Below are 23,935 nucleotides of genomic sequence, written 5' to 3'. Positions count from 1 at the left end.
GAGAGTAAAACGCGATTTCTGAAGTTTTACTAACGGTTAAAATGTGATTTTTACTCATGATCAATAATGCAACTCCTGCCAAAATATCATGGTTTACTTACACGACCTCCGGATATACAGGAATTCTGATCGAGTTGATGATAGTCGCTGTCGTTCTGCGACTGTTTGGTCTGGTTCAGCCCTTTGTATTCCAGACGATCATCGACCGAGTTCTGCCGTTTCAGCGCGAGGCAACGCTGGTCCTGATCGTTGGGATCCTGGTGCTGACAGCGGTCTTTTCCGCAGGGCTGGACGCGCTCGCAACCTATCTCGGCAACCACATGGCCAACCGGTTGATTGCGGAACTGGCACGCAGGATCTTCCGCCACGTCCTTGGCCTGCCGCTGCGCTTTCTTGAACGGTGGCAGGTCGGCGAGACGCTCGCGCGCATCGAAGAGATCGATACAGTCAGGGCGTTTCTTACCGGCACGGTTTCCGGGGTCGCGCTGGACGTGCTGTTCGCGGCGACGTACATCATAGCGCTTTTTTCCATCAGCCCGTTCCTGACGGTGCTGGTGCTGGTCATGCTGCCGCTTCAGATCGTGACCTTCGGCACGATAGGGCCATTCCTCCGCGGCCGCATGCAGGAATCATTTGCTGCCGGATCCCGCCATCAATCACGCCTCGTCGAAGCCTTCGGAAATGCCGTCACCGTCAAGGCGCTGGCATCTGAACAACGGCAGGCCAAGCGTTTCCAGGAGACGTTGGACGTGAGCCTCGTTGCCGGTTTTCGCGTCGCAAAACTCAACATCCTCAACGGCTTCCTTGGTCACATTCTTGAGAATGGGTCGATTATCCTGATCATCTTTTTCGGCTCACGTTTGGTCTTTCAGAACGAAATCACGCTTGGCGAGCTGATCGCGTTTCATCTTCTGGCTGACAAGGTGTCGGGACCGATCCTGTCGCTTTCGTCGATCTGGGAGCAATGGCAGGGGCTGAAGGTCGCCCGGCTGCGGCTGGGTGATTTTCTCAACACGCCGACCGAGACGGACATCGCCAAGCCTCGACTGCGGATTGACGGGCGGCTGACGCTACGCCTGAACCGCTTGTCGTTCAGCTATACGGGTGATCAGGTGATTATCCGCGACATGAGCGCCGTCATCGAGCCAAACCGGCCGACAGTGATTGTCGGCGAATCCGGTTCGGGCAAGTCCACGTTGGCGAAGCTGATCGCAGGCCTCTACGAACCGGACGACGGGAGCGTTGAGGTCAACAATTTGGACCTTTCCGACTACGATCCGCAGAGCGTCAGGCGAACGATCGCCTATCTGCCGCAGGAGCCGGTGCTCTTTTCCGGATCCATCCTCGACAATCTCCTGGCCAAGCCCGACGCGACTGGAGAAGAGATCCAAAGCGTCCTGATCGATAGCGGCAGCGACCGGGTCGTGATGCAGCTTCCAAATGGGATCGACACCGACGTCGGAGAGCGCGGCGGTCGTCTGTCCGGCGGCCAGCGCCAGCGGATTGCTTTGGCGCGTGCCCTTCTTACGAACCCGCAGGCTCTCATCCTCGATGAGCCGACCAGTGCCCTTGATGCGCAATCGGCGGCGATCATTGTCGAGATGATGAAGCGTTTCGCACGTGACAGGACATTGGTCGTGGTTACGCACAATCCCCACCTGCTCGGGACGAACATCAACGTGATCGATCTCAGCCGCCCCGCGCCGGAGAAGCGGTGGGCGCCTGCGGAAATGATGCCGTCATGAAGAACGACAGGGTCGAAGGGCCGGCATCGCCAACCATCCGCGTCACGGCCTGGTTTCTCATCAGCCTGTTCGTGATAATCGTCGCCGGCAGCTACGTCGCGAAAACCGAAATCGTCGCGCGCGGCCACGGTAAGGTCATACCCACCGGCCGCGTCCAGCTCGTCCAGCCGCAGGTCGACGGCAAGATCATTGCGATCCTCGTAGAAGAAGGCCAGTCCGTCAAACGCAACGACGTTCTGGTGAGGATGGATGCCACCGCAGCCGAGAGTGAGATTGCGCGCATCGAGGCAGAGATCGAGCGGCAGGCACAGGAGGCGGCGGTCGCCTTGTCGATCCTGGAACCCTTGATCAGCAAAGATCCGACAGATGGAGGCTTCATCGAGGCCGGAAAGGCAGCTCTGCGGCGACAGAAGGTCGGCGTCCACGAAGAGCCCGGCACAGAGGCGCTTGTCATCGCCGTTCTCGCCGCGCTTCGCGATCAGGTTGCCGAGACAGACGCGCAACTGAAACGAATTGAAGGCTCGAAAAGCGCCCAATTGGCACGGATCGAAAAAGCGCGCTCGGACAAGGAAATCGTCGCGCGAAGACTGACCTCGGCGGAAACCCTGAAGGAGGGGGGAGCGATCAGTGAGGTTGCCTACCTGGAGAGGCTTCGCGAGTTCAAGGCGGTGGAAAGCGACACGGTGATTGCCGAACGTCAGCTCAGCGAGCTTTCAGCGGAGGCTGAGGCCATGGCCAAGAGGAGGATAAGTGCTATATCAGCGGTTCTCTCGACCTATCGCAAGCAAGTGAACGAGGCGGAAATCGCGCTGCGCAGTTCGCGGGCGGATTTGAATACCGCCCAAGCCCATCGCGCCAATTTATCCCTCAAGGCCCCCGCAAACGGCCGGGTCGAAAACCTCTCGGTATTCACCCTCGGCGGCTTTATCGAGGCTGGGGCGACCCTGATGTCTATCGTTCCCTCCGATGGTGGCGTTGAGATCGAGGCTTTCTTCGACAACCGGGACGTCGGCTTTTTGAAGACCGGCCAAAAGGCATTCGTGAAATTCGACGCCTTCCCGGCGGAGCGCTTCGGGATCGTTCGTGGGCGTGTCTCCAGCGTCGGCGCAGATGCGCGCGAAGATACGGCCACGCGCAAATGGGTCTATGCCGTTCGCCTGAACCTGGAGCGGCCCAACATCCGGGTCGCGGCCCGCATCATCGATTTCACGCCGGGCATGACGGTGACTGTCGACGTAATCACGGGCGAGCGCCGGCTGATCAGCTATTTCTTCGAGCCTATTCTGAAGGCTATCCAAGACAGTTTCGGGGAGCAATGAGGGATGCATAACGATAACGCAGGCGGCAGAGACCGCTCTATCGGTTATTTTGAAGCGCTTGGAATGATCACAGCCGTGGCTATGGCGTCCGACTATAGAAAGTGGTCCGTCGCCGAGGTAGAAGCCCATCTCGTTCCAGCTCTGCAGGCGGGACAATGCAAGGTTTATTTTGACGAGAATAGCCTGCCGATGGCCTTCGTCACCTGGGCCTTGGTGGATGATGAATGCCACACTGCACTCTATCTCCACGGGCAGAACCCGCCCGCCGATCGCTGGACATCCGGCAGCAACCTCTGGTTTACGGACATCGTTGCCCCTTTCGGAAATACGCTGCAGATCATCCGGGACTTGCAGCGCAATCACTTCCCGCATCTTCACGCCCATTCGATCAAGCGAAATGGCGACGGTAGCATCAAGCGCATCAAGGTCTGGCGGAACGCGCTTGCCAACAAGGCCTAAGCAATGATTGCCACACAGACGTGGCGAGAGAGTGCGGTGACGAATCGGGATCGTCAAGCGGCCATAAAGGGAAAAACCCACGTTTTTCGGTATGTTGGCGGCAGCTTACGGGAGCGGGAAAGCAGTTTCGGCGTCAAATCTCAGGCCGGACGCCGCTTTTCGGCGAAAAACAGCGAGATCAGCAGCAAAAGGCAGAAAGCCGTCACCGGCCAGACCGCGGCGCTCAGCATGTCCCAGCCATAGGCGGTCAGCACCTTGCCCGAACCGAAGGAGGCAAGCGCGACCGCAGTGAACAGGATGATGTCGTGGAAACCCTGCACCTTGTCTGCCTCCTGCGGCCTGTAGCTCGAAGCGACGATTGCCGTCGAACCGATGAAGCCGAAGTTCCAGCCGGCGCCGAGCAGGATCAGCGCGCCCCAGAAATTCCACAGCGCGATCCCCGCATGGGCAACCAGGGCGCAGAGCATCAGGATCACCAGGCCGCAGGCGACGATCCTTTCGGCGCCGTAGCGGCTGACCAGCATGCCGGTGAAGAAGCTTGGCGCGAACATCGCCAGCACATGCCACTGGATGCCGAGCGTCGCCATGTCCTGCGAAAAGCCGCAGCCGACGACCATGGCGATCGGTGCGCCGGTCATCATGAAGGTCATCAGCGCATAGGTGGAGATGCCGCAGATCATGCCGGTGATAAAGCGGTGCGTGCCGACGATCTGCCGCAGCGGTCGCACAGGCCCGATTGGGGCGGCTCCGGCAACCGGCCTGAGGTCGGGCAGCCGGAGGAACGCCAATATGGCAATCGCCACCAAACAGGTCGGGACCACCGCGAGGAACGCGCCGGCGAAGAAAACCGGCGCCAGCATGTCCTTGGTCAGGATGACGAGCTGCGGGCCGAGCACGGCGGAAACGATGCCACCGGCCAGGATCCATGAAATCGCCCGCGGCTTGTAGAAGCTGGGCGAGGCATCGGCCGCGGCAAAGCGCAGCTTCTGGGTAAAGCCCCCGGCGACACCCGATACGCACAGGCCGAGCGCAAACAGCCAGAAGTCGTTGAGAAACAGGGCATAGGCCGCAAGCGTACCGCCACAGGCGCCAAGCAGGGCGCCAACCATGAAGGCCGCCTTGCGACCAAGCAGCCTGGAGACACCAGCGACGACGACCGCACCAAGCGCCACGCCGACATTGAAGCCTGTGAGCGGCGCGGTCGCCAGCGACTTGTCGTCGCCGAGAAGCTGATAACCGGCGACGCCGCCGACGGCAAAGACGATCGGGCCGATCGTCCCGAGGATGGCCTGGGCAGCCGTCAGCAGATAGACATTGCGGCGGGCGCCGCGCAGCTCATGATCCATGTCCTGCACTGCGCCTGCCGGCACTGTCATCGGGTGATCCTACTTCTTGACGTCGCTTCTGATCGTCCGGGCGATCCGGTCGAGCACCGCATTGACGAGCTTGGGCTCGTCATCCTCGAAGAAGGCCTTGGCGATCTCGACATATTCGGTGACGATCACGGCGACGGGGACGTCCTTGCGCTCGCGAAGCTCGAACGTACCGGCGCGCAGGATGGCGCGGACCGTCGAGTCGAGGCGCGACAGCGCCCAATCGTCCTGAAGGGCCGTGCCGATCAGGGGATCGAGCAGACGCTGGTCGCGCACGACGCCCGAAACGATCGAGCGGAACCAGGAGGCGTCGGCCTTCAGATAGGTGTCGCCGTCGAGTTCCTGACCCAGCCGGTGGGCTTCGTATTCGGCGACGATCTCCAGCACGCCGGTGCCGCCGATGTCCATCTGGTAGAGCGCCTGCACGGCGGCCAGACGGGCAGCCCCGCGCTGGTTGGCCTGCTTGATCGGCGGATCGGAAGGAATGTCGCTCACAGTTCGCCGCCCAGCTTGAGTTTCAGGTCGATCATGGTCAGCGCCGCGCGGGCGGCAAAGCCGCCCTTGTCGCCTTCGCTCTTCCTGGCGCGCGCCCAGGCCTGGTCGTCGTTCTCGACCGTCAGGATACCGTTGCCGAGGGCAAGGCTTTCGCTGACGGCGAGGTCCATCAGGGCACGCGAGGATTCGTTGGCGACGATGTCGAAGTGGTAGGTCTCGCCGCGGATGACCATGCCGAGCGCGACGAAGCCGTCATATTCGGTGCCGCCATTGTCGGCGCCGTCGAGCGCCATGGCGATCGCGGGGGGAATTTCGAGCGCGCCGGGAACCGTCACGACGTCATAGGTCGCGCCGGCTTCCTTCAGCGCCGAGGTCGCACCATCGAGCAGAGCGTCGGCCATGTCGTCATAGAAGCGCGCTTCCACAATGAGGATATGTGGTTTCTCGGTATCGGACATTTGTCACCTGTCTGAAATGGGGGGCCGGACATCTCCGGCGCAGGCGGCGGTCAAATCATGCCAAGGCCCGGTTGGCAAGCATTTTTCGCGGCGAGGCGCCGATTCCGGTCGGGCCGCGGCAGGGAAACTGCGCGAAAGGCGCCAATTGCCATCGCCTTTTCAATCCGATGGCGCCCCGATAAAACGTTCCGGAGGCAAGAAGGACATGACAGATATGCAAAAACCGATCGTCAACCCCGCCGAACTTGAACTGGAACACTGGACCGAGGGCACGTTCTTCGAATCCCGCGACGCGTCCTTCGGCGCGCGACTGGGCCTCAAGGACCTCGGCATCGGCTACGGCGAAGTGCCGCCGGGCAAGTCCGGCTGTCCGTTTCACAATCACCATATCGAGGAAGAGCTGTTCGTCATCCTGAGCGGAGAAGGCGAATACCGCTTCGGCCCGGACCGCTACGCCGTGAAGGCCGGAGACGTTCTCGGCGCCCCTTCGGGCGGCCCCGAAACGGCCCATCACCTGATCAATACCGGCACCGCACCGCTCAAATACCTGTCGATCTCGAGCAATGCGAAGGCCGAAATCGTCGAATATCCGGATTCCGGCAAGTTCCTGGCAAAGTCCCGTGATGTCGGCGGCAAGCCGCGCTTCCGCTTCGTCGGTCGGCGGGAAAGCGAAGTCGATTATTGGGACGGCGAGCCGGGAATCTGATCCTATGACGAAATCCAATTTCAAAGCGGACTGAAGAGCCTCATGCACAGCGTCCCCACCATCGAGACCGAACGCCTGATCCTGCGCCCCTACCGGCGGGACGATTTCGGCCCCTACAGCACGCTTTTCGCCGATCCGGAGGTGACGCGCTTCATCGGCGGCGTGCCGTTCTCGCGCGAACAGGCCTGGACGCGGTTTCTGCGCCAGGTCGGCATGTGGCACTATTTCGGCTTCGGCTTCTTCGCGCTGCAGGACCGCGAGACCGGCCAGTTCATCGGCGAAGCCGGTTTTCACGACCTCCACCGCGTCATCACCCCCTCGCTGGAAGGCACGATGGAGACGGGCTGGGCGCTTTCCCCCCGCTCGCACGGCCGTGGCCTTGCCACCGAAGCGGTCGACGCTGCGCTGCGCTGGGGCGAGCAGCAGTTTCCGTCGCTGAAGAAAACCTGCATCATCGACGTCGCCAACCTCGCCTCGCTCAGGGTGGCAGCGAAGCTGCACTTCAAGGAAGCGCGGCGGACGGTCTATCATGGCGCTCAGGTGATCCTGCTCGAGCGGTAGGGCCCGGCATGTCGTCGCGCTGATCCCACCCCTCATACCGGCGACGCCGCGATGGCCAAACCGGCCGATCAGGTTTAGAGTCCCTGGGGCGGCGCGTTCGCCGCTCACACGACAAGGATGGCTCTGCACCATGACGGGCGAGCATGTTCAGCGCAGGCTGGCCGCAGTACTTGCGGCCGATGTCGTCGGCTACTCGCGCCTGATGGAGACCGACGAGGCGGGCACGCTGGCCCGGCTGAAGGCGTTGCGCTGCGCCGTTATCGACCCGGCCGTCGCGCGCCATTGCGGCCGCATGGTCAAACTGATGGGCGATGGCGCGCTGCTAGAGTTTGCCAGCGCCGTCGAGGCGGTGACCTGCGCCATGGAGATCCAGAAACAGGTGCCCGAATACGATCACGGCAGCTCTCCGGAAAACCGGATCCGGTTGCGCATCGGCATCAATGTCGGCGACGTGATCGTCGATGGAGACGACATATATGGCGACGGCGTCAACGTCGCGGCGCGGATCGAGGCATTGGCGCAACCCGGCGGCATCTACATCTCCCGGTCCGCCGCCGATCAGGTGCGCGACAAGGTTCCCGTCGGGATCGAAAGCCGTGGGTCGCAGACGGTCAAGAACATCGCGCGGCCGATCGAGATTTTCTGCCTCGTCAACGGTAACGCCCTCCCCGCCGCATCATCCGAGCCGCCGTCGGCGGAAAAGACCTCGATTGCCGTCCTCGCCTTCAACAACATGAGCGGGGACGCCGACCAGGAATATTTTTCTGACGGGATCAGCGAGGACATCATCACCGATCTTGCAAAACTCTCAGAACTGCATGTCATCGCCCGCAATTCCTCTTTCGTTTACAAGAAAAGCCCGGTCTCCATCCGCGATGTCGCTGCCGCGCTCGGCGTGCGCTATGTCCTCGAGGGCAGCGTGCGCAAGGCCGGCAACAGGGTGCGGGTCACCGCCCAATTGATCGACGCAATGACAGGCGGCCATGCCTGGGCCGATCGTTTCGACCGGGATCTCACGGATATCTTCGCCGTCCAGGACGAACTTACCCAGCAGATCGTCGCGGCTCTCAAGGTCAGGCTGACGACCTCGGAAAAGGACCGTCTCTCCGGCAAGCGGATCGCCGATATCACCGCCTACAACTATTTCCTGCAGGGGCGTGAGCAGGTGTGGCTCCACACGCGCGCTGGCAACGTCAATGGCCGGGCCCTCATGGCAAAGGTGATCGATATCGATCCGAATTGTGCGGCGGCCTACGCATTCACCGGGTTCACCCACATCAACGACTATGTGAACGGCTGGGCCGCCGAACCGGATAGCACTCTCGCGAAAGGTCTCGATCTCGCCCGCCGCGCTGTCGCCATGGACGATGAAGAGCCGGAAGCACATTTCGTCATGGGAGTGGGGCTGCTGTGGAGCCGCCAGATCGACAGCGCTCTCGATGCCGCGGCGCGCTGCATTGCCCTCAAGCCCAGTTCGGCGGACGCGCGCGTTCTCAAGGCTCACATCCAGATCTTCAGCGGCCTTGCCGCCGAAGCGGTCGAGACACTCGAAAGCTACATGCAGCTCGATCCCTTCTATCCTGAAATTGCGCTGCAATTTCTCGCCGAAGCGCAGCTCGTGCTCGGGCGTTTCGACCTGGCCGCCGCGACGCTGCGCAAGCGGCTGGTGCGCAATCCGGCCTCCGCCACGGCCTACGCCTTGCTGGCGTCGTGCTGTGGCCACCTCGGACGAATTGAGGAGGGTCGGACCGCCTGGACGCAGGCGTTAAAGATCGATCCTGACTATTCGATCGAACACCGGCGGCATGCCATGCCGTACAAGAACCCTGCCGATTTCGAACTGCGCGTCGAAGGTCTTCGCCGGCTGGGCCTTGCCGTTTGATGTAGCAAATCCAGCGCCGGCGTCGCCGAAGATCGCGTCACCTCCTCGATAGGCAATGGGAGGTGCAACACCTCACCCCTTCGGCGCTGGAAACTCCGCCAGACGCGCCGCATAGCGCGCCATTGTGTCGACCTCGAAATTGACGAAATCGCCTGCCTTGCGCTGCCCCCAGGTCGTCACCTCAAGCGAGTGGCGGATCAAAAGCACGTCGAACTCCGCGCCGTCGACGGCGTTGACGGTCAGCGAGGTGCCGTCGAGGGCGACCGATCCCTTCGGCGCCACGAATTTCGCCAGATGGTCCGGCGCACGCAGGCGAAAGCGGGTCGCCTCGCCTTCCGTTTCGACCGAGAGGATTTCCGCCTTGCCGTCCACATGCCCGGAGACGAGATGGCCGCCGAGTTCGTCGCCGATCTTCAGTGAGCGCTCGAGATTGATCGCCTGCCCCGCCGTCCAGGATGAAATCGTTGTCAGGCGCAGTGCCTCTTCCCAGGCCTCGACCTCGAACCAGCGGCCGTTGGCACCCTCCTGCGGCAGCGTCGTCACTGTCAGGCAGACGCCGGAGCACGCAATCGAGGCGCCGATGTCGATACCCTTCGGATCATAGGCAGTGGCGATGCGCAGCCGGATGCCCTCGTCGAGCGGGGTGATCGTTTCGACGGTGCCGATATCGGTGATAATGCCGGTGAACATCAGGGAGCTCTTTCGTATTCGTAAGTGTCGAGAATGTCGTCGCCGAAAGTGTCGGTCCGCATGTGGACGAAGCCGACGGGCAAGAGGTTCCGGTCAAGTGGGGATGGCACCCCTTGTTCGCCAAGGATCGACGGCCCGGTAAACAACAAGATCCGGTCGACAAGCCCGGCATTGAGAAACGTCTGCGCCGTCCGCGCGCCGCCCTCGACCAGCAGCGAGGAAATCCCCCGCGTCGCCAGCGCCGCGAGCAGATCGCCGGGCTCGGCCGGATCGCAGACCACCACTTCGACGCCAGCCGCTTCCAATGCCCGGCTCCGCTCGGAAAACGCGACGTTTCCCTCACGCTTGCCTGTTACCACCATGACGGGAACGTTGCGGGCCGTCTGGACGAGCCTCGACGTCAGCGGAAGGTCGAGATCGCCATCGATGACGATGCGCAACGGCGAGCGGTGCTCGAGCCCCGCAAGGCGCACCGTCAGTTCCGGATCGTCTGCAACGGCCGTGCCGATGCCGACGAGGATCGCATCGGTCTCGGCGCGCAGCCTGTGTACGAACTCGCGGGCGGGCGTGCCGGTGATGCGCACCTGCCCCTGGCCCCTGATCCCGATCATGCCGTCGGTGGAAACCGCAAGCTTCAGGGTAACATAGGGCCGGTTGTTGCGCTTGCGCATGAGATAGGCCTCGAGTTCGCGCTCGCCCGCGTCCTCCAGCACCCCGGTCACGACCTCAATGCCCGCCTCGCGCAGCATGGCAAGCCCGCGGCCCGCAACCCGTTCGTCGGGGTCTGTTACCGCGACGACGACACGCGCAATACCCGCCGCAATCAGCGCTTCGGCGCAGGGCGGCGTCTTGCCGTGATGCGAGCAGGGTTCGAGCGTCACGTAGGCCGTTGCGCCGCGCGCCAGCGCTCCGGCCCCGGCCAGTGCCTGCGTCTCCGCATGCGGCCGACCGCCGAGCGCCGTAACGGCGCTGCCGACGATCCTCTGGCCATCGCCGTCGTCACGGACGATCACGCAACCGACAGAGGGATTGGAACCGGTTGCGCCAAGGTGCTGGTGGGCGAGCTTAAGCGCCTCCGCCATGAACCGTTCGTCGTCCGCCCTGTCCGCCATGTCGATGCCGTTTCGTCCTCAACCCGGGAAATGTCAAACGCCGCCTTTCGGCGGCGTCGGTTCGGTCATGCCCCAGGATCGCGGGCAATCTTGGCGCTGATCTCAGCGATCACCTTCTCGAAATCCTCCGCATGGGAGAAGTCGCGATAGACCGAAGCGTAGCGGACGAAAGCGACGTCATCGAGCCCCTTCAACGCTTCGAGCACCTGGAGGCCGATCTCTTCGGAGGAAATTTCCGTCTCGCCGGAGCTTTCGAGCCGCCGGACGATGCCGGAGACGGCCCGTTCGATCCGGTCGCGATCGACCGGCCGCTTGCGCAGCGCGATTTCGAACGACCTGAGCAGCTTGTCGCGGTCGAACGGAGCCTTGCGGCCGGTCTTCTTCAGGATCATCAGTTCCCGCAGTTGCACCCGCTCGAAGGTCGTGAAGCGTCCGCCGCAATCCGGGCAGATGCGCCGGCGGCGAATGGCGGCGCCGTCCTCTGCAGGACGGCTATCCTTCACCTGGCTGTCTTCCGATCCGCAATAGGGGCAGCGCATCCGGGCTCCTCGATCAGAGGTAGGGGTACATCGGGAAGCGGTCGGTCAGCTTGACCACCTTCTCGCGCACACCGGCTTCGACGGAGGCATTTCCCTCGTCGGAGTTGGCGACCTTCAGGCCATCGAGGACTTCGACGATCAGGTTACCGATCTCGCGGAATTCCGCTTCCTTGAAGCCGCGGGTCGTGCCGGCCGGCGTGCCGAGACGGATACCGGAGGTGACGAAGGGCTTTTCCGGGTCAAACGGGATGCCGTTCTTGTTGCAGGTGACGTAGGCGCGGCCGAGTGCTGCCTCGGCGCGCTTGCCGGTGGCATTCTTCTTGCGCAGATCGACCAGCATCAGATGGTTGTCGGTGCCACCCGAGACGATGTCGAGACCGCCGGCGATCAGCGTTTCGGCGAGCGCCTTGGCGTTCTTGACGATCTGGGCCGCATAGTCCTTGAACTCCGGCTGCAGCGCTTCGCCGAACGCGACCGCCTTGGCGGCGATGATGTGCATCAGCGGGCCGCCCTGCAGGCCGGGGAAGACGGCCGAGTTGATCTTCTTGGCGATATCCTCCTCGTTCGTCAGGATGATGCCGCCGCGCGGTCCGCGGAGCGATTTGTGCGTCGTCGTCGTTGCCACGTGGCAGTGCGGGAACGGCGACGGATGCTGGCCACCGGCGACGAGGCCGGCAATATGGGCCATGTCGACCATCAGGTACGCGCCGATTTCGTCGGCGATCTCACGGAAGCGCTTCCAGTCCCAGATGCGGGAGTAAGCGGTGCCGCCGGCAATGATGAGCTTCGGCTTGTGGGTGCGTGCCTTTTCGGCAACGGCATCCATGTCGAGCAGATGGTCGCCCTCGCGCACGCCGTAGGATACGACGTTGAACCACTTGCCGGACATATTGACCGGCGAACCGTGGGTCAGGTGACCGCCCGAATTGAGGTCGAGACCCATGAAGGTGTCGCCCGGCTGCAGGAGCGCCAGGAATACCGCCTGGTTCATCTGCGACCCCGAGTTCGGCTGAACGTTGGCGAAGTTGACGCCGAACAGCTTCTTGGCGCGTTCGATCGCCAGCTCTTCGGCGATGTCGACGAACTGGCAGCCGCCGTAGTAGCGCTTGCCCGGATAGCCCTCGGCATATTTGTTGGTCATGATCGAGCCTTGCGCTTCCAGAACGGCGCGCGAGACGATGTTTTCCGAGGCGATCAGCTCGATTTCGTGACGCTGGCGGCCGAGTTCCTTCTCGATCGCGCCAAAAATGTCCGGATCGCTGTCGGCAAGGGGACGGCTGAAGAAAACGTCAGTGGCGGCGGAAGAAACGCTCATTCTCAAAGCTCCTGTGAGACCGTGGCACGCTGTTTATCGTCCTCGCATGGCAAGGGCAATACGGGCTGTGCGATTTGCGCCATTTCCCCCACCTGCCGCGCCGGGAAAGCGGCAAGGGTTGGAATGCAAAGGGCCGGAATGCAAAAGGGCCGCGCTCCTTTAAGGAGGCACGGCCCTTTCAATCGGGTCGCTGGCCTTATTGCGGCAGGTTTTCCTGCTCGACCGCACCGACCACCTGCTCGACGCCGGTGGTCGTCTGCAGCGCAAGCTGCTGCTCGCCATCCATCTGGTAGATGTCGTCGCGGAACTGGACGATACCGTCCATGGCAGCCCAGGCGGTGATGTATTTGAAGTAGACGGGAACCTCGACGGCAAGCTGGATCGGCGAGTTCTGGCCCGAACGGATCGTCGCCTCGATCTGCTGCCGCGACCAGCCGGGCGTGTCGCGCAGAAGCCATGTCGTCAGATCGCGCACGTTCTGGACGCGCACGCAACCCGAACTCTCGAAGCGGGCCAGCTTGTTGAACAGGCCCTGCTGCGGCGTATCGTGCATGTACTCGTTGTTTTCGTTGTGGAAATTTATCTTGGTCGAGGCCATGGCATTGGTCTTGCCGGGGTCCTGGCGGAATGTCAGGTTCGGCGCCTTCTCGGCATTCCAGTCGATCGTTTCCGGCGCGACCTCGTTGCCGCTGCCGTCGATGAGGCGGATAGAATTCTTCTTCAGATATTCCGGATCCTTGCGCATCAGGGGAACGATGTCCTTCTCGACGATCGAGCGCGGTGCGGTCCAATAGGGGTTGAGGATGACCTCGTAGATCTTCGAGTTGATGATGTGCGTCGGGCGGCTGATGCGGCCGACGACGGCCGTATGGCGCGTCGCTACGCGGCCGTTTTCAACGGCCTCGATGTAGGCAGCGGGAATGTTGACGACGACATAGCGGCCGCCGAGGTCGCCGGACATCGCCTGCAGCCGCACGATGTTGGTGTTCAACTGCCCCAGGCGGACATCCGCCGGGATGTTCATGGCCTTGATGGAATATTCGCCGAGCACGCCGTCCGCCGGCAGCCCGTGGCGGGCCTGGAAGCGCTTGACCGCCCCGTCGACATAGCTGTCGAAGGAATTGGAAATCCCCGCGGACTGCGAAAGGTCGCCGGAGATGATCAGGCGCTGGCGCAGCGCCTGCACGGCGGGATCGGAAACGCCCATCTCCAGGCGAACCGCCGAATTGACCTGAGGCCAGCCGCCGGCAGAGACGATCTGCTGATACTGGGCAATGGCGTTCTGCGTGTTGGCGAGCGTGTCGATACCGAAGATCGGATTGTTGGAGACGACCGCGGTGGCGCTGCGCGAGGCCTTGGCGTCGAACTGGTCGTCCCAGGCGCCGCGGCGCGGCGCGTTGATGATCTCGTCGAGCGCGTCCTGCGCCAATGCGCCACCGGCCCAGGTCGCGGCACCAAAGGCTGCGGCCGAACGCAGAAAGCTGCGGCGTGAGAAAGCATCAATTCCGTTCTTCTTCGACATAGTCCCTACCATTTAATGCTGCGACGCAAAACGCAGCGCTATCACAGATATGGTTAACAAACGCAAACTATACCGGTCCTGCCCGGTTCACATTCGTGAGAGCGCGACCGCAAATTGCCGTCCGTGTTCCCTCTGCAAAACAGAAACGGTGAGTCCCCTGACGCGCATTCTTGGCCTCGTCGCTGTCACAGTAATATGGCCAATTCGTGTCGCCTGCGGCCCCTGCCGATCGCCCGTTTCCGTAACACCCTGATTGCTGTGGGATTCCCGCAACAAGAACGCGACAGTATGACCGGTCTCCTTGGCACCGCGGCTCCGCCAAGACGAGGCCGTCCTGCGCGACAGTCTAGGTCACCATACAATCTGCACGGCTATTCGCGATTTCGAAACATGGATCTTGATGCCTCGTGGTTGCGGTGAGATTGCAACTTGCAGCTTCGCTCCAAGCCCTGAGCGCCGACGATGGAGCGCTCGCACCGCATCCTGCTTGCCGTATGACAGCTCGGGGAACCTTTTGCGGGACGCAGGCAGTGGGCGCCAGAACGCGCGAACGGATGCGCTCGTCACGCACCCGTTAGCAAGACATCACACATTTGCGGCTATGCCCAGCCCGTCGGCGCTTAGAGCTTGTAGAGCATCGTGTCGTTCCAGAAGCGGTCGAGACGCTGCAAGAGCTTGTTCATCTGGCCGAACTCGTCGGTGCCGATACCGCCGACCTTCTGGATGGAGCCGATATGGCGCTCATAGAGCTTGGCGACCGTCTCGGCGATCTCCTGGCCATCCTCGGTCAGGCTGATGCGGACCGAGCGGCGGTCGATGCGCGAGCGCTGGTGGTTGATGAAGCCGAGGTCAACCAGCTTCTTGACATTGTAGGATACGTTGGAGCCGAGATAATAGCCGCGCGAGCGCAGTTCCCCGGCCGTCAGTTCGGAATTGCCGATGTTGAAGAGGAGAAGCGCCTGGACGGCGTTGACGTCGGAGCGGCCCGAGCGGTCGAATTCGTCCTTGATGACGTCGAGCAGACGGCGGTGGAGACGCTCGACGAGGTGGAGGGATTCCATGTAGAGCGAACGGATCGCGTCTTCATGCGGATCCTTGACGGCAACGGCCTGCGGCTTCATTTTGGTGTTCATGATGACTGCCTCACTGTTTTGTTTGGCGGTGTGTGTTTATCTTCCCGCCTTGAGTGAGACACTATCGAATACGTATAAAATTCGACTTAAACTACAGCCTTAACAGCGCCTTACCATCCACAGCCCTTGTCTCAGGGTAAATCATTTCTTGCAGCCTTGGCCTGTTTGGCCCGCTGGTAGAGCATCACGAGCCGGAAAAGGACGTAGGTGACGGCGATTGAGCCGTGCATCATCAGGAGCATCGGCTTCTTCCCGAAAATCTCCGGATAGAGGCCGAACATCGTGGCTTCCGTCGCTGCCGCGACCACGAAGAGCACCGGTCCCCAGGAGACCAGGAGCCACAGCCCGAGGGCCGCCACCGGATAGACCACGGCGAGTGCCGTGGCCGCCACCCGCCAGGGTACCGGCAACAGATCGAACCGCCCACTCCCCTCGAACGAGAAGCCGATCAACAGCGCCCAGTAATTGAGCCCGAACCAGAAACACGCGACGGCAACCAGCCGCAGCAACAACCCGAAGATCGTTTCCGTCAGCGACAGTTTCGGCACTTTCACAGAATCAGGAGCCATGGCGCGGAAGATAGGCGGCAGAGCGGCGGTTGGCCAGACGGGTATTTTTCGACTGGCGCCCGCCAGGACGACGCCTGGGCCGGCTTGGGTGCCCTGAGGCCGTCCGGCTACGCCGACAAGAGCCGCCCAGACCGTTGCCCAGGCACGTCTTCGTGGCTGCCGGCACTCATGCTGATGGTCGGCATCTCTCCTTTTCCGGATGGTCTTTACGTCTAAAAGAGAAGCGCGCCTGCAGAGATTTGCAGGTAATTATGGACGGCAGGAAACGCAACAACAACGTGACGAAACGACCATGGGGAAGGCCCTTGCCGTGAACGAAAACGACATGTCGAAATGGGATGTCGACCTCGAAAACAAGCTGACCGCGTACACCCTCCTCGAGTGGGGCACAGCCACCGCAGACCCGCACCACGTCATCATGCGGATCGGGTACGCCATCTCCAAGAAGGAGTGGGATCTCTACCGGGATACGGACATTTCTCCGCATCAGCTCCAGGTCGCGATGTCGCCCTCCGCGGCCAAGGAACTCGGCACCTATCTGATCCGCTACGCCAAGAAGCTGGAGAAGCAGGTCCCGGCCAAGCGCATGCAGAACTAGCGTCAGCCATGAGCGGCGGGCGGGCTTGCGCGCGAATTATCTGAAGTTCGACAAATCCAGAAGCACCATTGCCTGCCGCTTGCCATTATAGGCACGCGTCGCAACGTCCAGGATTTTCGGACGCAGCTTGTCAAAGGCGGCGAGATAGTCCTGCTCCGCCGCGGTCCTGGTCACCAGTCCCTTGGCAAGAACGTCGGCGGTCACGAAGAATTTCACCTCGAACATGCCATCGTAACCGGTAAACCGGACACGCCTCTTGGCGTCGTCGTAGCTGCGGGCACTGTTGGGAAACGAGAGCGTCATGAGCACTTTCAATTTTGCAAGAGAAATTACCGCATCGCGAAATAGGCGACGAAGATCAGGGACAAGACAGGGGACGACCTGATCAGGAACGTCACCACGGATACGACCGGCAAACTGGGCTTAAACATGTTCGGGTATCCTCCCGTCCTGTTTATTCACCTGGTGAAGTGCGCTTCGCCCATTCTTCCAGCTGTAGACGGCAATGCCCGCCTTGGAGACGCAGGGTGCATTCATATCAGAGAACGGCTGGTCCGCGCCGCCTGCCATGGCATGCGACGTATGGCTTCTCACGGACAGTCTGAACCGGTTGTGCAGACAATAGATCAGTTCGGCGCACGCAATCAGCGGCGCAGCCGGTCGCTTCAGGTCCACGCCACAGTGGCGGCCCTCGGCGATGGATCTCAGATCGATGGAATCGACAAAATCTTGCTGGATGGTGGAAGACACGACGTCCTCCTTTGATTGGGGCTAGGGTATGACAGCCCTCAAGCGGCAGCGCCCGCACAAACTGCTGCCGAAGAGGGAAACATGCGCTAATTGCAGCCTATATACAAGACAATTATATCGAGCATCATTTGCAGATGCACCGGACCGGCGGCGAAACCGACGCCGGTTTGGCGGTGTGGCAAGCGTTCACCGTCTCCCGGGGCAAAGACGGTGAACGCTTGAGCCCATGCCTTGCGAGCCGCAGGCGCCGCGAGCGACCGTGGTTGCCGGCCTCAATGCATGCCCAGAAACTGCTGCAGTTCCGGCGTCTTCGGATTGGCGAACACCTCTTCCGGCGGGCCGATCTCGTGGACGCGGCCCTGATGCATGAACACGACGCGCGAGCAGACGTCGCGGGCGAATTTCATTTCGTGCGTCACCATCAACAGCGTCATGCCTTCCGCGGCAAGCTCGCGAACCACCGCCAGCACTTCGGCCACCAGCTCCGGGTCGAGCGCCGAGGTAATCTCGTCGCAAAGCAGCGCGATCGGCTGCATCGCCAGGGCGCGTGCGATCGCGACGCGCTGCTGCTGGCCGCCGGAAAGCTCGTCCGGATAGGCCTCGAACTTGTGCCCAAGCCCGACGCGGTCGAGCATCTTGCGCGCCATCGCCTCGGCTTCGGCCTTTGCGGTCTTCTTCACGACGCTCTGGGAGAGCATGACGTTGCCGCCGGCCGTCAGATGCGGAAACAGGTTGAACTGCTGGAAGATCATCCCGACCTTCAATCTCAGCGCCTTCAGGTGCACCTCGTCGTCGATGAGCTGCGCGCCGGCGACCGAGATCGAGCCTTGCGTGATCGTCTCCAGCCCGTTGATGCAGCGAAGCAGCGTCGACTTGCCCGAGCCGCTCTTGCCGATGATGGCGATCACCTCGCCGGGCTCGACGTCGAGATTGATGCCTTTCAGAACCTCGTTGGTGCCGTAGCTTTTGCGGACCTCAGTGATTTCGATGAGCGACATTGAGCTTCCTTTCGAGAATTTGGCTGCTCTTGGACAGGGGCCAGCAGAGCGCGAAATAGATGAGGGCGACGAGGCCGTAGACTGTGAAGGGCTGGAAGGTGGCGTTGGTGACGACGGTCCCGGCCTTTGACAGCTCGACGAAACCGATGATCGAGGTCAGCGCGGTGCCCTTGACGACCTGCACCGAGAAACCGACGGTCGGCGGCACGGCGATCTTTAAGGCCTGCGGCAGGATGACGTAGCGCATCTGCTGCAGCCGCCCCATGCCGAGGCTGGCGGACGCCTCCCATTGCCCCCTGGCGATCGATTCAACACAGCCGCGCCAGATTTCGGCCAGGAACGAGGCCGTCCACAGCACGAGCGCCAGACCGGCAGCCAGCCAGGCCGGCACATCGATGCCGAAGAGACCAAGGCCGAAGAAGGCGAGGAAAAGCTGCATCAAGAGCGGCGTGCCCTGGAACAGCTCGATGTAATATTTGGCGAAGGCACGCACTGCCTTGCGCTTGCTGATGCGCAGGAAAAGCAGAAGCAGGCCGACTGCCCCTCCCCCGACGAAGGAGACGAGCGAGAGCAGGATGGTCCAGCGCGTCGCCAGCAACAGATTGCGCAGGATGTCCCATATCGAAAATTCGATCATCGTGCCGCCCTCCGGGGAAAGATGAAGCCGCCGACGACGACCAGCGCCTGGCGCAGCAGGATCGCGAGGCAGAGATAGATCAGGGTCGAGACGATATAGGCCTCGAAGGCACGGAAGGTCCGCGACTGGATGAAATTGGCCGCAAAGGTGAGGTCTTCGGCGGCGATCTGCGAGACGACCGATGAGCCGAGCATGACGATCACCACCTGCGACGACAAGGCCGGCCAGATGCGCTGCAGCGAGGGCACCAGCACGACATGACGGAAGGTCTCGAACGGCGTCATGGCGAGGCTGGCACCTGCCTCGAACTGGCCCTTCGGCGTCGCCTGGATGCCGGCGCGGATGATCTCGCAGCTATAGGCGCCGAGATTGACCACCATGGCGATGTTGGCGGCCGTCAGTTCGCCGAGCTGCAGGCCGAGCGACGGCAGGCCGAAGAAGATGAAGAAAAGCTGGATCAGGAACGGGGTGTTGCGGATCAGCTCGACATAGGCGGCGACGATCGGCTTCAGCCACGAAGGTCCCAGCGCCCGCGCCCAGGCACAGAATGTGCCGAGCGCTATTCCGAGCACCGCGCCGACGGCAATCAGCTGGAGGGTTGTCAGAACGCCCTTGAGGATCTGCGGATAATATTCAGCCAGCCAGCCGAATTCGAAAATATAGGTCAATCTCTATCTCCTGGCACACGGTGCACGACAGTCCTGAGACACCCCCTCTGTCACTTCGTGACATCTTCCCCTCGAGGGCAGGACTATCGCATCTGGACTTGCAGCTTGCTCCCTCTTCTCCCCAGCGGGGAGAAGGTGGCCCGAAGGGCCGGATGAGGGGGACCGCCGGCAGCGAAATCGCGGAGAAGCCCCCTCATCGCCTCCCCTACGCTCGGCACTTCCCCCGCGGGGGAGAAGAGGGTTTCTGTCGCAATCGCCTCGCTCCATATGAACAGCCCTGCCGCCAAAGGAGATGCCCGGCACGGCAGAGGGGGTGAACGGTCTCTGTCGTGTCTCTCCTACACCTTGGCGGCCCCGCCATCCCGCGGGCTGCAGGATGGCCGCCATTCATCCGATCAGAGGTCGGCCGGAAGGTCGGCGCCGAGCCACTTCTGCGAGATGCCGTTGAGCGTGCCGTCCGTCTTTGCTGCGGCGATGATGGCGTTGACCTTTTCGAGCAGCGCCGGCTCCTCCTTGTTGAGGCCGATGTAGCAGGGCGAATTCTTGATCAGGAACTTCAGCTCCGGGCGCTTCGGCGGGTTCTTGGCGAGGATCGCGGCTGCGACCACGTTGCCGGTCGCCACCACGTCCACCTGGCCGGAGAGGAAGGCTGAGATCGTGCCGTTATTGTCCTCGTAGCGCTTGATGACAGCGTCGGCCGGGGCAATCTTGGTGAGTTCCAGATCCTCGACGGCACCGCGGGTGACGCCGACGGTCTTGCCGGCAAGTTCCTCGGCCTTCGTCACGGCAACATCGGCGGGCGCGAAGACGCCGTTGAAGAACGGCGCGTAGGGGGTCGAGAAATCGATGACCTTTTCGCGTTCGGAATTCTTGCCGAGGCTCGAAATCACCAGATCGACCTTGTTGGTCTGCAGGTAGGGGATGCGGTTGGCGCTGGTGACCGGCACCAGTTCGGTCTTCACGCCGAGCTTTTCGGAAATGAGATTGGCGATGTCGATGTCGTAACCCATCGGCGCCATGTCGGTGCCGACGCTGCCGAAGGGCGGGAAGTCCTGCGGAACGGCGACGCGGATCGTGCCGCGCTGGGTGATCTCGGCAAGCGCATCGGCGCGGGAAACCGAAGCCGTGGCAAAGATGGCGGCAACGGCCATTGCCGCGGCGGCGAGATGTTTGGTGAATGTCATGCTGTTCTCCTTTTACGATTATTTCTTCGGGACGGGACGGCCGCTTCTTTCGATTGCGCAGCCGCGGGTGGAAGGGAAAGCGAGGTGCGCAGGTCCGACAGCGGATCGCGGCGCGACGTCAGGTCGAGACCTTCCTCGACCTCCTCGAGATGCGCGATGCTGAGTTCGGCGGCTTTCGCAAAATCGCCCGCCTCCAGCGCATCGACGATCGTGCAGTGGCCGAGGTGGGACTGCATGGCGTGGAAATCCGACTGGTAGAGCAGAGAAATCAGGATTGTCCGTGCAGTCAGGTCGCGCAGGATGTCGATGAGCACGTCATTGCCGCTGAGCTCGGCGAGCCGGATGTGGAAATCGCCCATCAGGCAGGTCAAGCGCTGCTTGTCGCCAGCGGCAATCGCTTCCTTTTCCTCGGCGAGATGCGCATGCAGCTTCTCCCGCCCGGCGCCTGTCAATTCGCTCATCGAGCGAAGCAGGCCGGATTCGATGACGCGCCGGGCGGCGTACACCGTCATGGCTTCGCCGGCCGAGGGTTCGGCCACGAACCAGCCGCGGCGGGGGCTGACATGGACAATGGCGCGGGTCTCGAGCCGCATCATCGCCTCTCGCACCCGCGTGCGCGAAACGCCGAAAAGCGTTGCCAGCTGGTTCTCGCTGAGGCGCGTGCCGGGTTTGATGCGGGCCGAAAGGATACCGGCGACGATGGACCGCTCGATATCATCCTGTGCTGTCTGTACTGTATGTAAATCTTGCATACCAGACTGGATTGCAAGCGCCGTGCCAAACTGCATCTGGCAGTCGAGTCAATCACTTAGCCCCTCGCCGTGATGAGCGTGATGAAAAATGCGGCAGGAGACGGCTCATCCGGCGTCTTTTGCTGCATCCTCTCTGCGCTTGGGAGTGGATCCTCGGGTCAAGCCCGAGGATGACGGATGGGAGGAATTCGGCGCAAAGCCGGATACCTCCAGTAGCATGACGTTTGCCTCTGGCGCGATCCACCCGGAGTCGTCATCCCCGGGCCTGACCCGAGGATCCACTCCGAGCAGCGGGCAGGCTCCGTCAGCCCGCCACCCCCAAAACGGGGACAAGGATCAGCCCAAGGGCGCGGCACGCGCTACCTCTCCCCCCGTAGGAGAGGACATAAAATCAACATCTTACCCCAAGGCTGAGTGTTGGATTTTGTTGGTGAGGGGCTTTCCGACAAACGCAACATCCCCGCCCCCCAAACCGCCCCTATACTACCTCCCGTCCCGCCTTCGGATACGCTGCCAGCCGTGGCAGTAAGGACGGGGCCGGCGCCGGTCTTGAGGAAAGGACGGAAGTCCCCGAGACCGGGGTTCGCAAGAAGGTTCCCCTCCGCAGGCCGATGCTGCTGCTGCGGGCGTGCAATCGCACAGAGGGCCGAGAGGCCGTAGCGGAACGAGTTTGCGGGCACAAACCGCCGAACGCGGCGCTGAGAGGTGTCACCTATTCTATTTTCACGAGGCAGCTTTCAGCGCCCCGTCAACTCCGCCCCTCCCCCTCACGCGAAGCGTAAACGTGCCGCACCTCAACCATTTTCCTTTGCCCGCCCCGCATGATAAACCGCCACCACCCACACGAATGACCGAAAGACGACCGACATGACCGACAAGACCAACCCTGTTGACCTCATCACCGGCCACCGGCGCATGCGCCGCAACCGCAAGGCCGACTGGACGCGCCGGATGGTTCAGGAAAACCGGCTGACGGTCGATGACCTGATCTGGCCGATCTTCGTCGTTCCCGGCTCCGGCATCGTCGAGCCGATCGAGGCGATGCCCGGCGTCAACCGCATGAGCATCGACAAGGCCGTGGAAGCGGCAAGGGAAGCGGCCGATCTCGGCATTCCTGCCCTTGCCACGTTTCCCAACATCGAAATGTCGCTCAGGGACGAGACCGGCTCCAACAGCCTTGCCGCCAACAACCTGATCAACGAGACGACGCGGGCGATCAAGACGGCCGTGCCGAACATCGGCGTCATCACCGACGTGGCGCTCGACCCCTTCACCAGCCACGGCCATGACGGCATCCTGCGTGGCGGCGAGATCGTCAACGACGAGACGGTGGCGCAGATCGCCAGGGCCGCCGTCGTGCAGGCTGAAGCCGGCGCCGACATCATCGCCCCGTCCGACATGATGGACGGCCGCATCGGCGCCATCCGCGCCGCACTCGACGCGGCCGGCCACCAGGATGTCGGCATCATGTCCTATGCCACCAAGTTCGCCTCCGCCTTCTACGGCCCCTACCGCGAGGCGATCGGCACCGGCGGGCTCCTGAAGGGCGACAAGAAGACCTATTACATCGACCCCGCCAACGGCACCGAGGCGATGCGCGACGCCGCCCTCGACGTCGAGGAAGGCGCCGACATGCTGATGGTCAAACCCGGCCTGCCCTATCTCGACATCTGCTGGCGGATGAAGGAGAGCTTCGGCCTGCCGGTGTTCGCCTACCAGGTGTCCGGCGAATACACGATGATCAAGGCGGCCGCCGCCAATGGCTGGATCGACGGCGAGCGCGTCATGCTGGAAACCCTGCTCGCGTTCAAGCGCGCCGGCTGCGACGGCATCCTCAGCTATTTCGCCATGGACGTCGCCCGAATTCTGGCGAAGCGACCGTAGCCGGCTTGCCGTTATTTTCACCCGCCATTTGCATTTTGAGGACGCCCTCCCCATATGCCTGGCTGTTGACGATGGAGAACGGTCATGACTGTGCAGGATGAAAATTTGCGTATCCCGAGCAATGACTGGCGGGCCTATCAGGGTGTCTTGAGCCGCCGCGTCATCGCTTTCGTGATCGACTATGCCATCGTCGCGCTTCTGTGGATTCCGGCAGCGGTCGTCGTCTTCTTCTTCGGCATCCTGACGCTCGGGCTCGGCTTCATGCTTTATCCCGTGCTGTTTGCCGGTCTCGCCATGCTCTATTTCGGCCTCACCGTCGGCGGCGTGAAACAGGCCTCGCCCGGCATGAACATGATGGGCATCGCGATTGCCCGCACCGACGGGCGGCCGATGGATTTCCTGACCGCCATCGTGCATCTGGTGATCTTCTGGATCGCCAACGCGCTCTTGACGCCGCTGGTCCTGCTGATCGGCCTCTTCACCGACCGCGGCCGCCTGCTGCACGACCTTCTGATCGGCACGGTGACGGTGCGTCGCGACCTCTACTGATTCGCCCTTGCGACGGGTGGCCAGCCGTGTCGCCCGC

26 protein-coding genes are annotated in these 23,935 nt (G+C 62.2%); 9 read left to right on the top strand and 17 right to left on the bottom strand.

Annotated elements, in window-relative coordinates:
• Positions 1 to 56: 56 nt before the first annotated feature.
• The 3 genes from JNB71_RS22910 to JNB71_RS22900 all read left to right on the top strand — a co-directional run bounded on the left by JNB71_RS22910 (position 57) and on the right by JNB71_RS22900 (position 3,523).
• Positions 57 to 1,745, top strand: a complete 1,689-nt coding sequence (locus JNB71_RS22910) for a peptidase domain-containing ABC transporter (RefSeq protein ID WP_220374089.1) — start codon at positions 57 to 59, stop codon at positions 1,743 to 1,745.
• Positions 1,742 to 3,064 carry an HlyD family type I secretion periplasmic adaptor subunit gene (locus JNB71_RS22905; protein ID WP_220374088.1) on the top strand — a complete coding sequence of 441 codons (1,323 nt, stop codon included), beginning with the start codon at positions 1,742 to 1,744 and terminating at the stop codon, positions 3,062 to 3,064. The genes JNB71_RS22910 and JNB71_RS22905 overlap by 4 nt, the downstream gene beginning before the upstream one ends.
• Before the next feature lie 63 nt (positions 3,065 to 3,127).
• Complete coding sequence (locus JNB71_RS22900) at positions 3,128 to 3,523, top strand: toxin-activating lysine-acyltransferase (protein WP_262927119.1); 396 nt, start codon at positions 3,128 to 3,130, stop codon at positions 3,521 to 3,523.
• Positions 3,524 to 3,663: 140 nt separating this feature from the next.
• Here the strand turns inward: JNB71_RS22900 and JNB71_RS22895 are convergent, their stop codons facing one another.
• From JNB71_RS22895 to ribH, 3 genes are read right to left on the bottom strand one after another with little or no spacing between them, the layout of a single operon-like run.
• Positions 3,664 to 4,899, bottom strand: a complete 1,236-nt coding sequence (locus tag JNB71_RS22895) for an MFS transporter (protein WP_431029629.1) — start codon at positions 4,897 to 4,899, stop codon at positions 3,664 to 3,666.
• A 9-nt stretch (positions 4,900 to 4,908) separates the two neighbouring features.
• Positions 4,909 to 5,391, bottom strand: coding sequence for a transcription antitermination factor NusB (gene nusB, locus JNB71_RS22890; RefSeq protein ID WP_220374086.1), 483 nt, complete (start codon positions 5,389 to 5,391; stop codon positions 4,909 to 4,911).
• Positions 5,388 to 5,849, bottom strand: coding sequence for a 6,7-dimethyl-8-ribityllumazine synthase (gene ribH / locus JNB71_RS22885; RefSeq protein ID WP_220374085.1), 462 nt, complete (start codon positions 5,847 to 5,849; stop codon positions 5,388 to 5,390). Before ribH ends, nusB begins: the two co-directional genes overlap by 4 nt.
• Positions 5,850 to 6,054: 205 nt before the next feature.
• Between ribH and JNB71_RS22880 the strand changes: the two genes are divergently transcribed.
• From JNB71_RS22880 to JNB71_RS22870, 3 genes are all read left to right on the top strand, one after another.
• Positions 6,055 to 6,555, top strand: coding sequence for a cupin domain-containing protein (locus JNB71_RS22880; RefSeq protein ID WP_220374084.1), 501 nt, complete (start codon positions 6,055 to 6,057; stop codon positions 6,553 to 6,555).
• A 42-nt stretch (positions 6,556 to 6,597) separates the two neighbouring features.
• Positions 6,598 to 7,116, top strand: a complete 519-nt coding sequence (locus JNB71_RS22875; protein WP_220374083.1) for a GNAT family N-acetyltransferase — start codon at positions 6,598 to 6,600, stop codon at positions 7,114 to 7,116.
• Between the two features lie 130 nt (positions 7,117 to 7,246).
• Entirely contained in the window at positions 7,247 to 8,998 is a 1,752-nt protein-coding gene (locus tag JNB71_RS22870) for an adenylate/guanylate cyclase domain-containing protein (protein WP_220374082.1), read from the top strand.
• Positions 8,999 to 9,070: 72 nt separating this feature from the next.
• On the opposite strand, the gene JNB71_RS22865 is transcribed toward JNB71_RS22870, so the two are convergent.
• The 7 genes from JNB71_RS22865 to JNB71_RS22835 form a co-directional block, all read right to left on the bottom strand.
• Entirely contained in the window at positions 9,071 to 9,688 is a 618-nt protein-coding gene (locus JNB71_RS22865) for a riboflavin synthase (RefSeq protein ID WP_220374081.1), read from the bottom strand.
• Complete coding sequence (gene ribD, locus JNB71_RS22860) at positions 9,688 to 10,800, bottom strand: bifunctional diaminohydroxyphosphoribosylaminopyrimidine deaminase/5-amino-6-(5-phosphoribosylamino)uracil reductase RibD (RefSeq protein WP_220374080.1); 1,113 nt, start codon at positions 10,798 to 10,800, stop codon at positions 9,688 to 9,690. The genes JNB71_RS22865 and ribD overlap by 1 nt, the downstream gene beginning before the upstream one ends.
• Positions 10,801 to 10,865: 65 nt before the next feature.
• A complete protein-coding gene (gene nrdR, locus JNB71_RS22855) occupies positions 10,866 to 11,339 on the bottom strand; it encodes a transcriptional regulator NrdR (protein ID WP_018326044.1) in 474 nt (157 codons plus the stop codon).
• A gap of 13 nt (positions 11,340 to 11,352) precedes the next feature.
• Complete coding sequence (gene glyA, locus JNB71_RS22850; RefSeq protein ID WP_220374079.1) at positions 11,353 to 12,654, bottom strand: serine hydroxymethyltransferase; 1,302 nt, start codon at positions 12,652 to 12,654, stop codon at positions 11,353 to 11,355.
• Between the two features lie 196 nt (positions 12,655 to 12,850).
• Complete coding sequence (locus tag JNB71_RS22845; RefSeq protein ID WP_220374078.1) at positions 12,851 to 14,176, bottom strand: L,D-transpeptidase family protein; 1,326 nt, start codon at positions 14,174 to 14,176, stop codon at positions 12,851 to 12,853.
• A gap of 620 nt (positions 14,177 to 14,796) precedes the next feature.
• Complete coding sequence (ldtR, locus tag JNB71_RS22840) at positions 14,797 to 15,309, bottom strand: transcriptional regulator LdtR (RefSeq protein ID WP_220374077.1); 513 nt, start codon at positions 15,307 to 15,309, stop codon at positions 14,797 to 14,799.
• 131 nt (positions 15,310 to 15,440) lie between these two features.
• Entirely contained in the window at positions 15,441 to 15,878 is a 438-nt protein-coding gene (locus JNB71_RS22835) for a DUF6163 family protein (RefSeq protein WP_026203384.1), read from the bottom strand.
• Between the two features lie 292 nt (positions 15,879 to 16,170).
• On the opposite strand from JNB71_RS22835, the gene JNB71_RS22830 reads away from it, so the two are divergent.
• Positions 16,171 to 16,476, top strand: a complete 306-nt coding sequence (locus JNB71_RS22830; RefSeq protein WP_220374076.1) for a hypothetical protein — start codon at positions 16,171 to 16,173, stop codon at positions 16,474 to 16,476.
• A gap of 36 nt (positions 16,477 to 16,512) precedes the next feature.
• Here JNB71_RS22830 and JNB71_RS22825 read toward each other — a convergent pair whose 3' ends face one another.
• The 7 genes from JNB71_RS22825 to JNB71_RS22795 all read right to left on the bottom strand — a co-directional run bounded on the left by JNB71_RS22825 (position 16,513) and on the right by JNB71_RS22795 (position 21,465).
• A complete protein-coding gene (locus JNB71_RS22825) occupies positions 16,513 to 16,779 on the bottom strand; it encodes a DUF1488 domain-containing protein (protein WP_220374075.1) in 267 nt (88 codons plus the stop codon).
• A 120-nt stretch (positions 16,780 to 16,899) separates the two neighbouring features.
• Complete coding sequence (locus tag JNB71_RS22820) at positions 16,900 to 17,226, bottom strand: hypothetical protein (protein WP_220374074.1); 327 nt, start codon at positions 17,224 to 17,226, stop codon at positions 16,900 to 16,902.
• A gap of 272 nt (positions 17,227 to 17,498) precedes the next feature.
• A complete protein-coding gene (locus tag JNB71_RS22815; protein ID WP_220374073.1) occupies positions 17,499 to 18,224 on the bottom strand; it encodes an amino acid ABC transporter ATP-binding protein in 726 nt (241 codons plus the stop codon).
• Positions 18,202 to 18,861 carry an amino acid ABC transporter permease gene (locus JNB71_RS22810; RefSeq protein ID WP_220374072.1) on the bottom strand — a complete coding sequence of 220 codons (660 nt, stop codon included), beginning with the start codon at positions 18,859 to 18,861 and terminating at the stop codon, positions 18,202 to 18,204. Before JNB71_RS22810 ends, JNB71_RS22815 begins: the two co-directional genes overlap by 23 nt.
• The gene (locus JNB71_RS22805) at positions 18,858 to 19,529 is read right to left on the bottom strand and encodes an amino acid ABC transporter permease (RefSeq protein WP_220374071.1); all 672 of its coding nucleotides are present in this window, start codon (positions 19,527 to 19,529) and stop codon (positions 18,858 to 18,860) included. The genes JNB71_RS22810 and JNB71_RS22805 overlap by 4 nt, the downstream gene beginning before the upstream one ends.
• A 395-nt stretch (positions 19,530 to 19,924) precedes the next feature.
• Positions 19,925 to 20,680, bottom strand: coding sequence for a transporter substrate-binding domain-containing protein (locus JNB71_RS22800; RefSeq protein ID WP_223215964.1), 756 nt, complete (start codon positions 20,678 to 20,680; stop codon positions 19,925 to 19,927).
• A gap of 29 nt (positions 20,681 to 20,709) precedes the next feature.
• Positions 20,710 to 21,465, bottom strand: coding sequence for a GntR family transcriptional regulator (locus tag JNB71_RS22795; protein WP_220374069.1), 756 nt, complete (start codon positions 21,463 to 21,465; stop codon positions 20,710 to 20,712).
• A gap of 867 nt (positions 21,466 to 22,332) precedes the next feature.
• Here JNB71_RS22795 and hemB point away from each other — a divergent pair.
• Positions 22,333 to 23,349: a porphobilinogen synthase gene (hemB, locus tag JNB71_RS22790; RefSeq protein WP_220374068.1), complete on the top strand. Its 1,017-nt coding sequence runs from the start codon at positions 22,333 to 22,335 to the stop codon at positions 23,347 to 23,349.
• Between the two features lie 84 nt (positions 23,350 to 23,433).
• On the top strand, positions 23,434 to 23,898 hold the full coding sequence (locus JNB71_RS22785) for an RDD family protein (protein ID WP_018327420.1): 465 nt from the start codon (positions 23,434 to 23,436) through the stop codon (positions 23,896 to 23,898).
• The last annotated feature ends 37 nt before the right edge of the window (positions 23,899 to 23,935 follow it).

Origin of the sequence: Rhizobium herbae, assembly GCF_019511375.1 — a bacterium.
GTDB lineage: Bacteria > Pseudomonadota > Alphaproteobacteria > Rhizobiales > Rhizobiaceae > Pararhizobium > Pararhizobium herbae_A.
The sequence above is the reverse complement of the archived record's forward strand: the minus strand, read 5'-3'. Positions and strand labels throughout refer to the sequence as shown.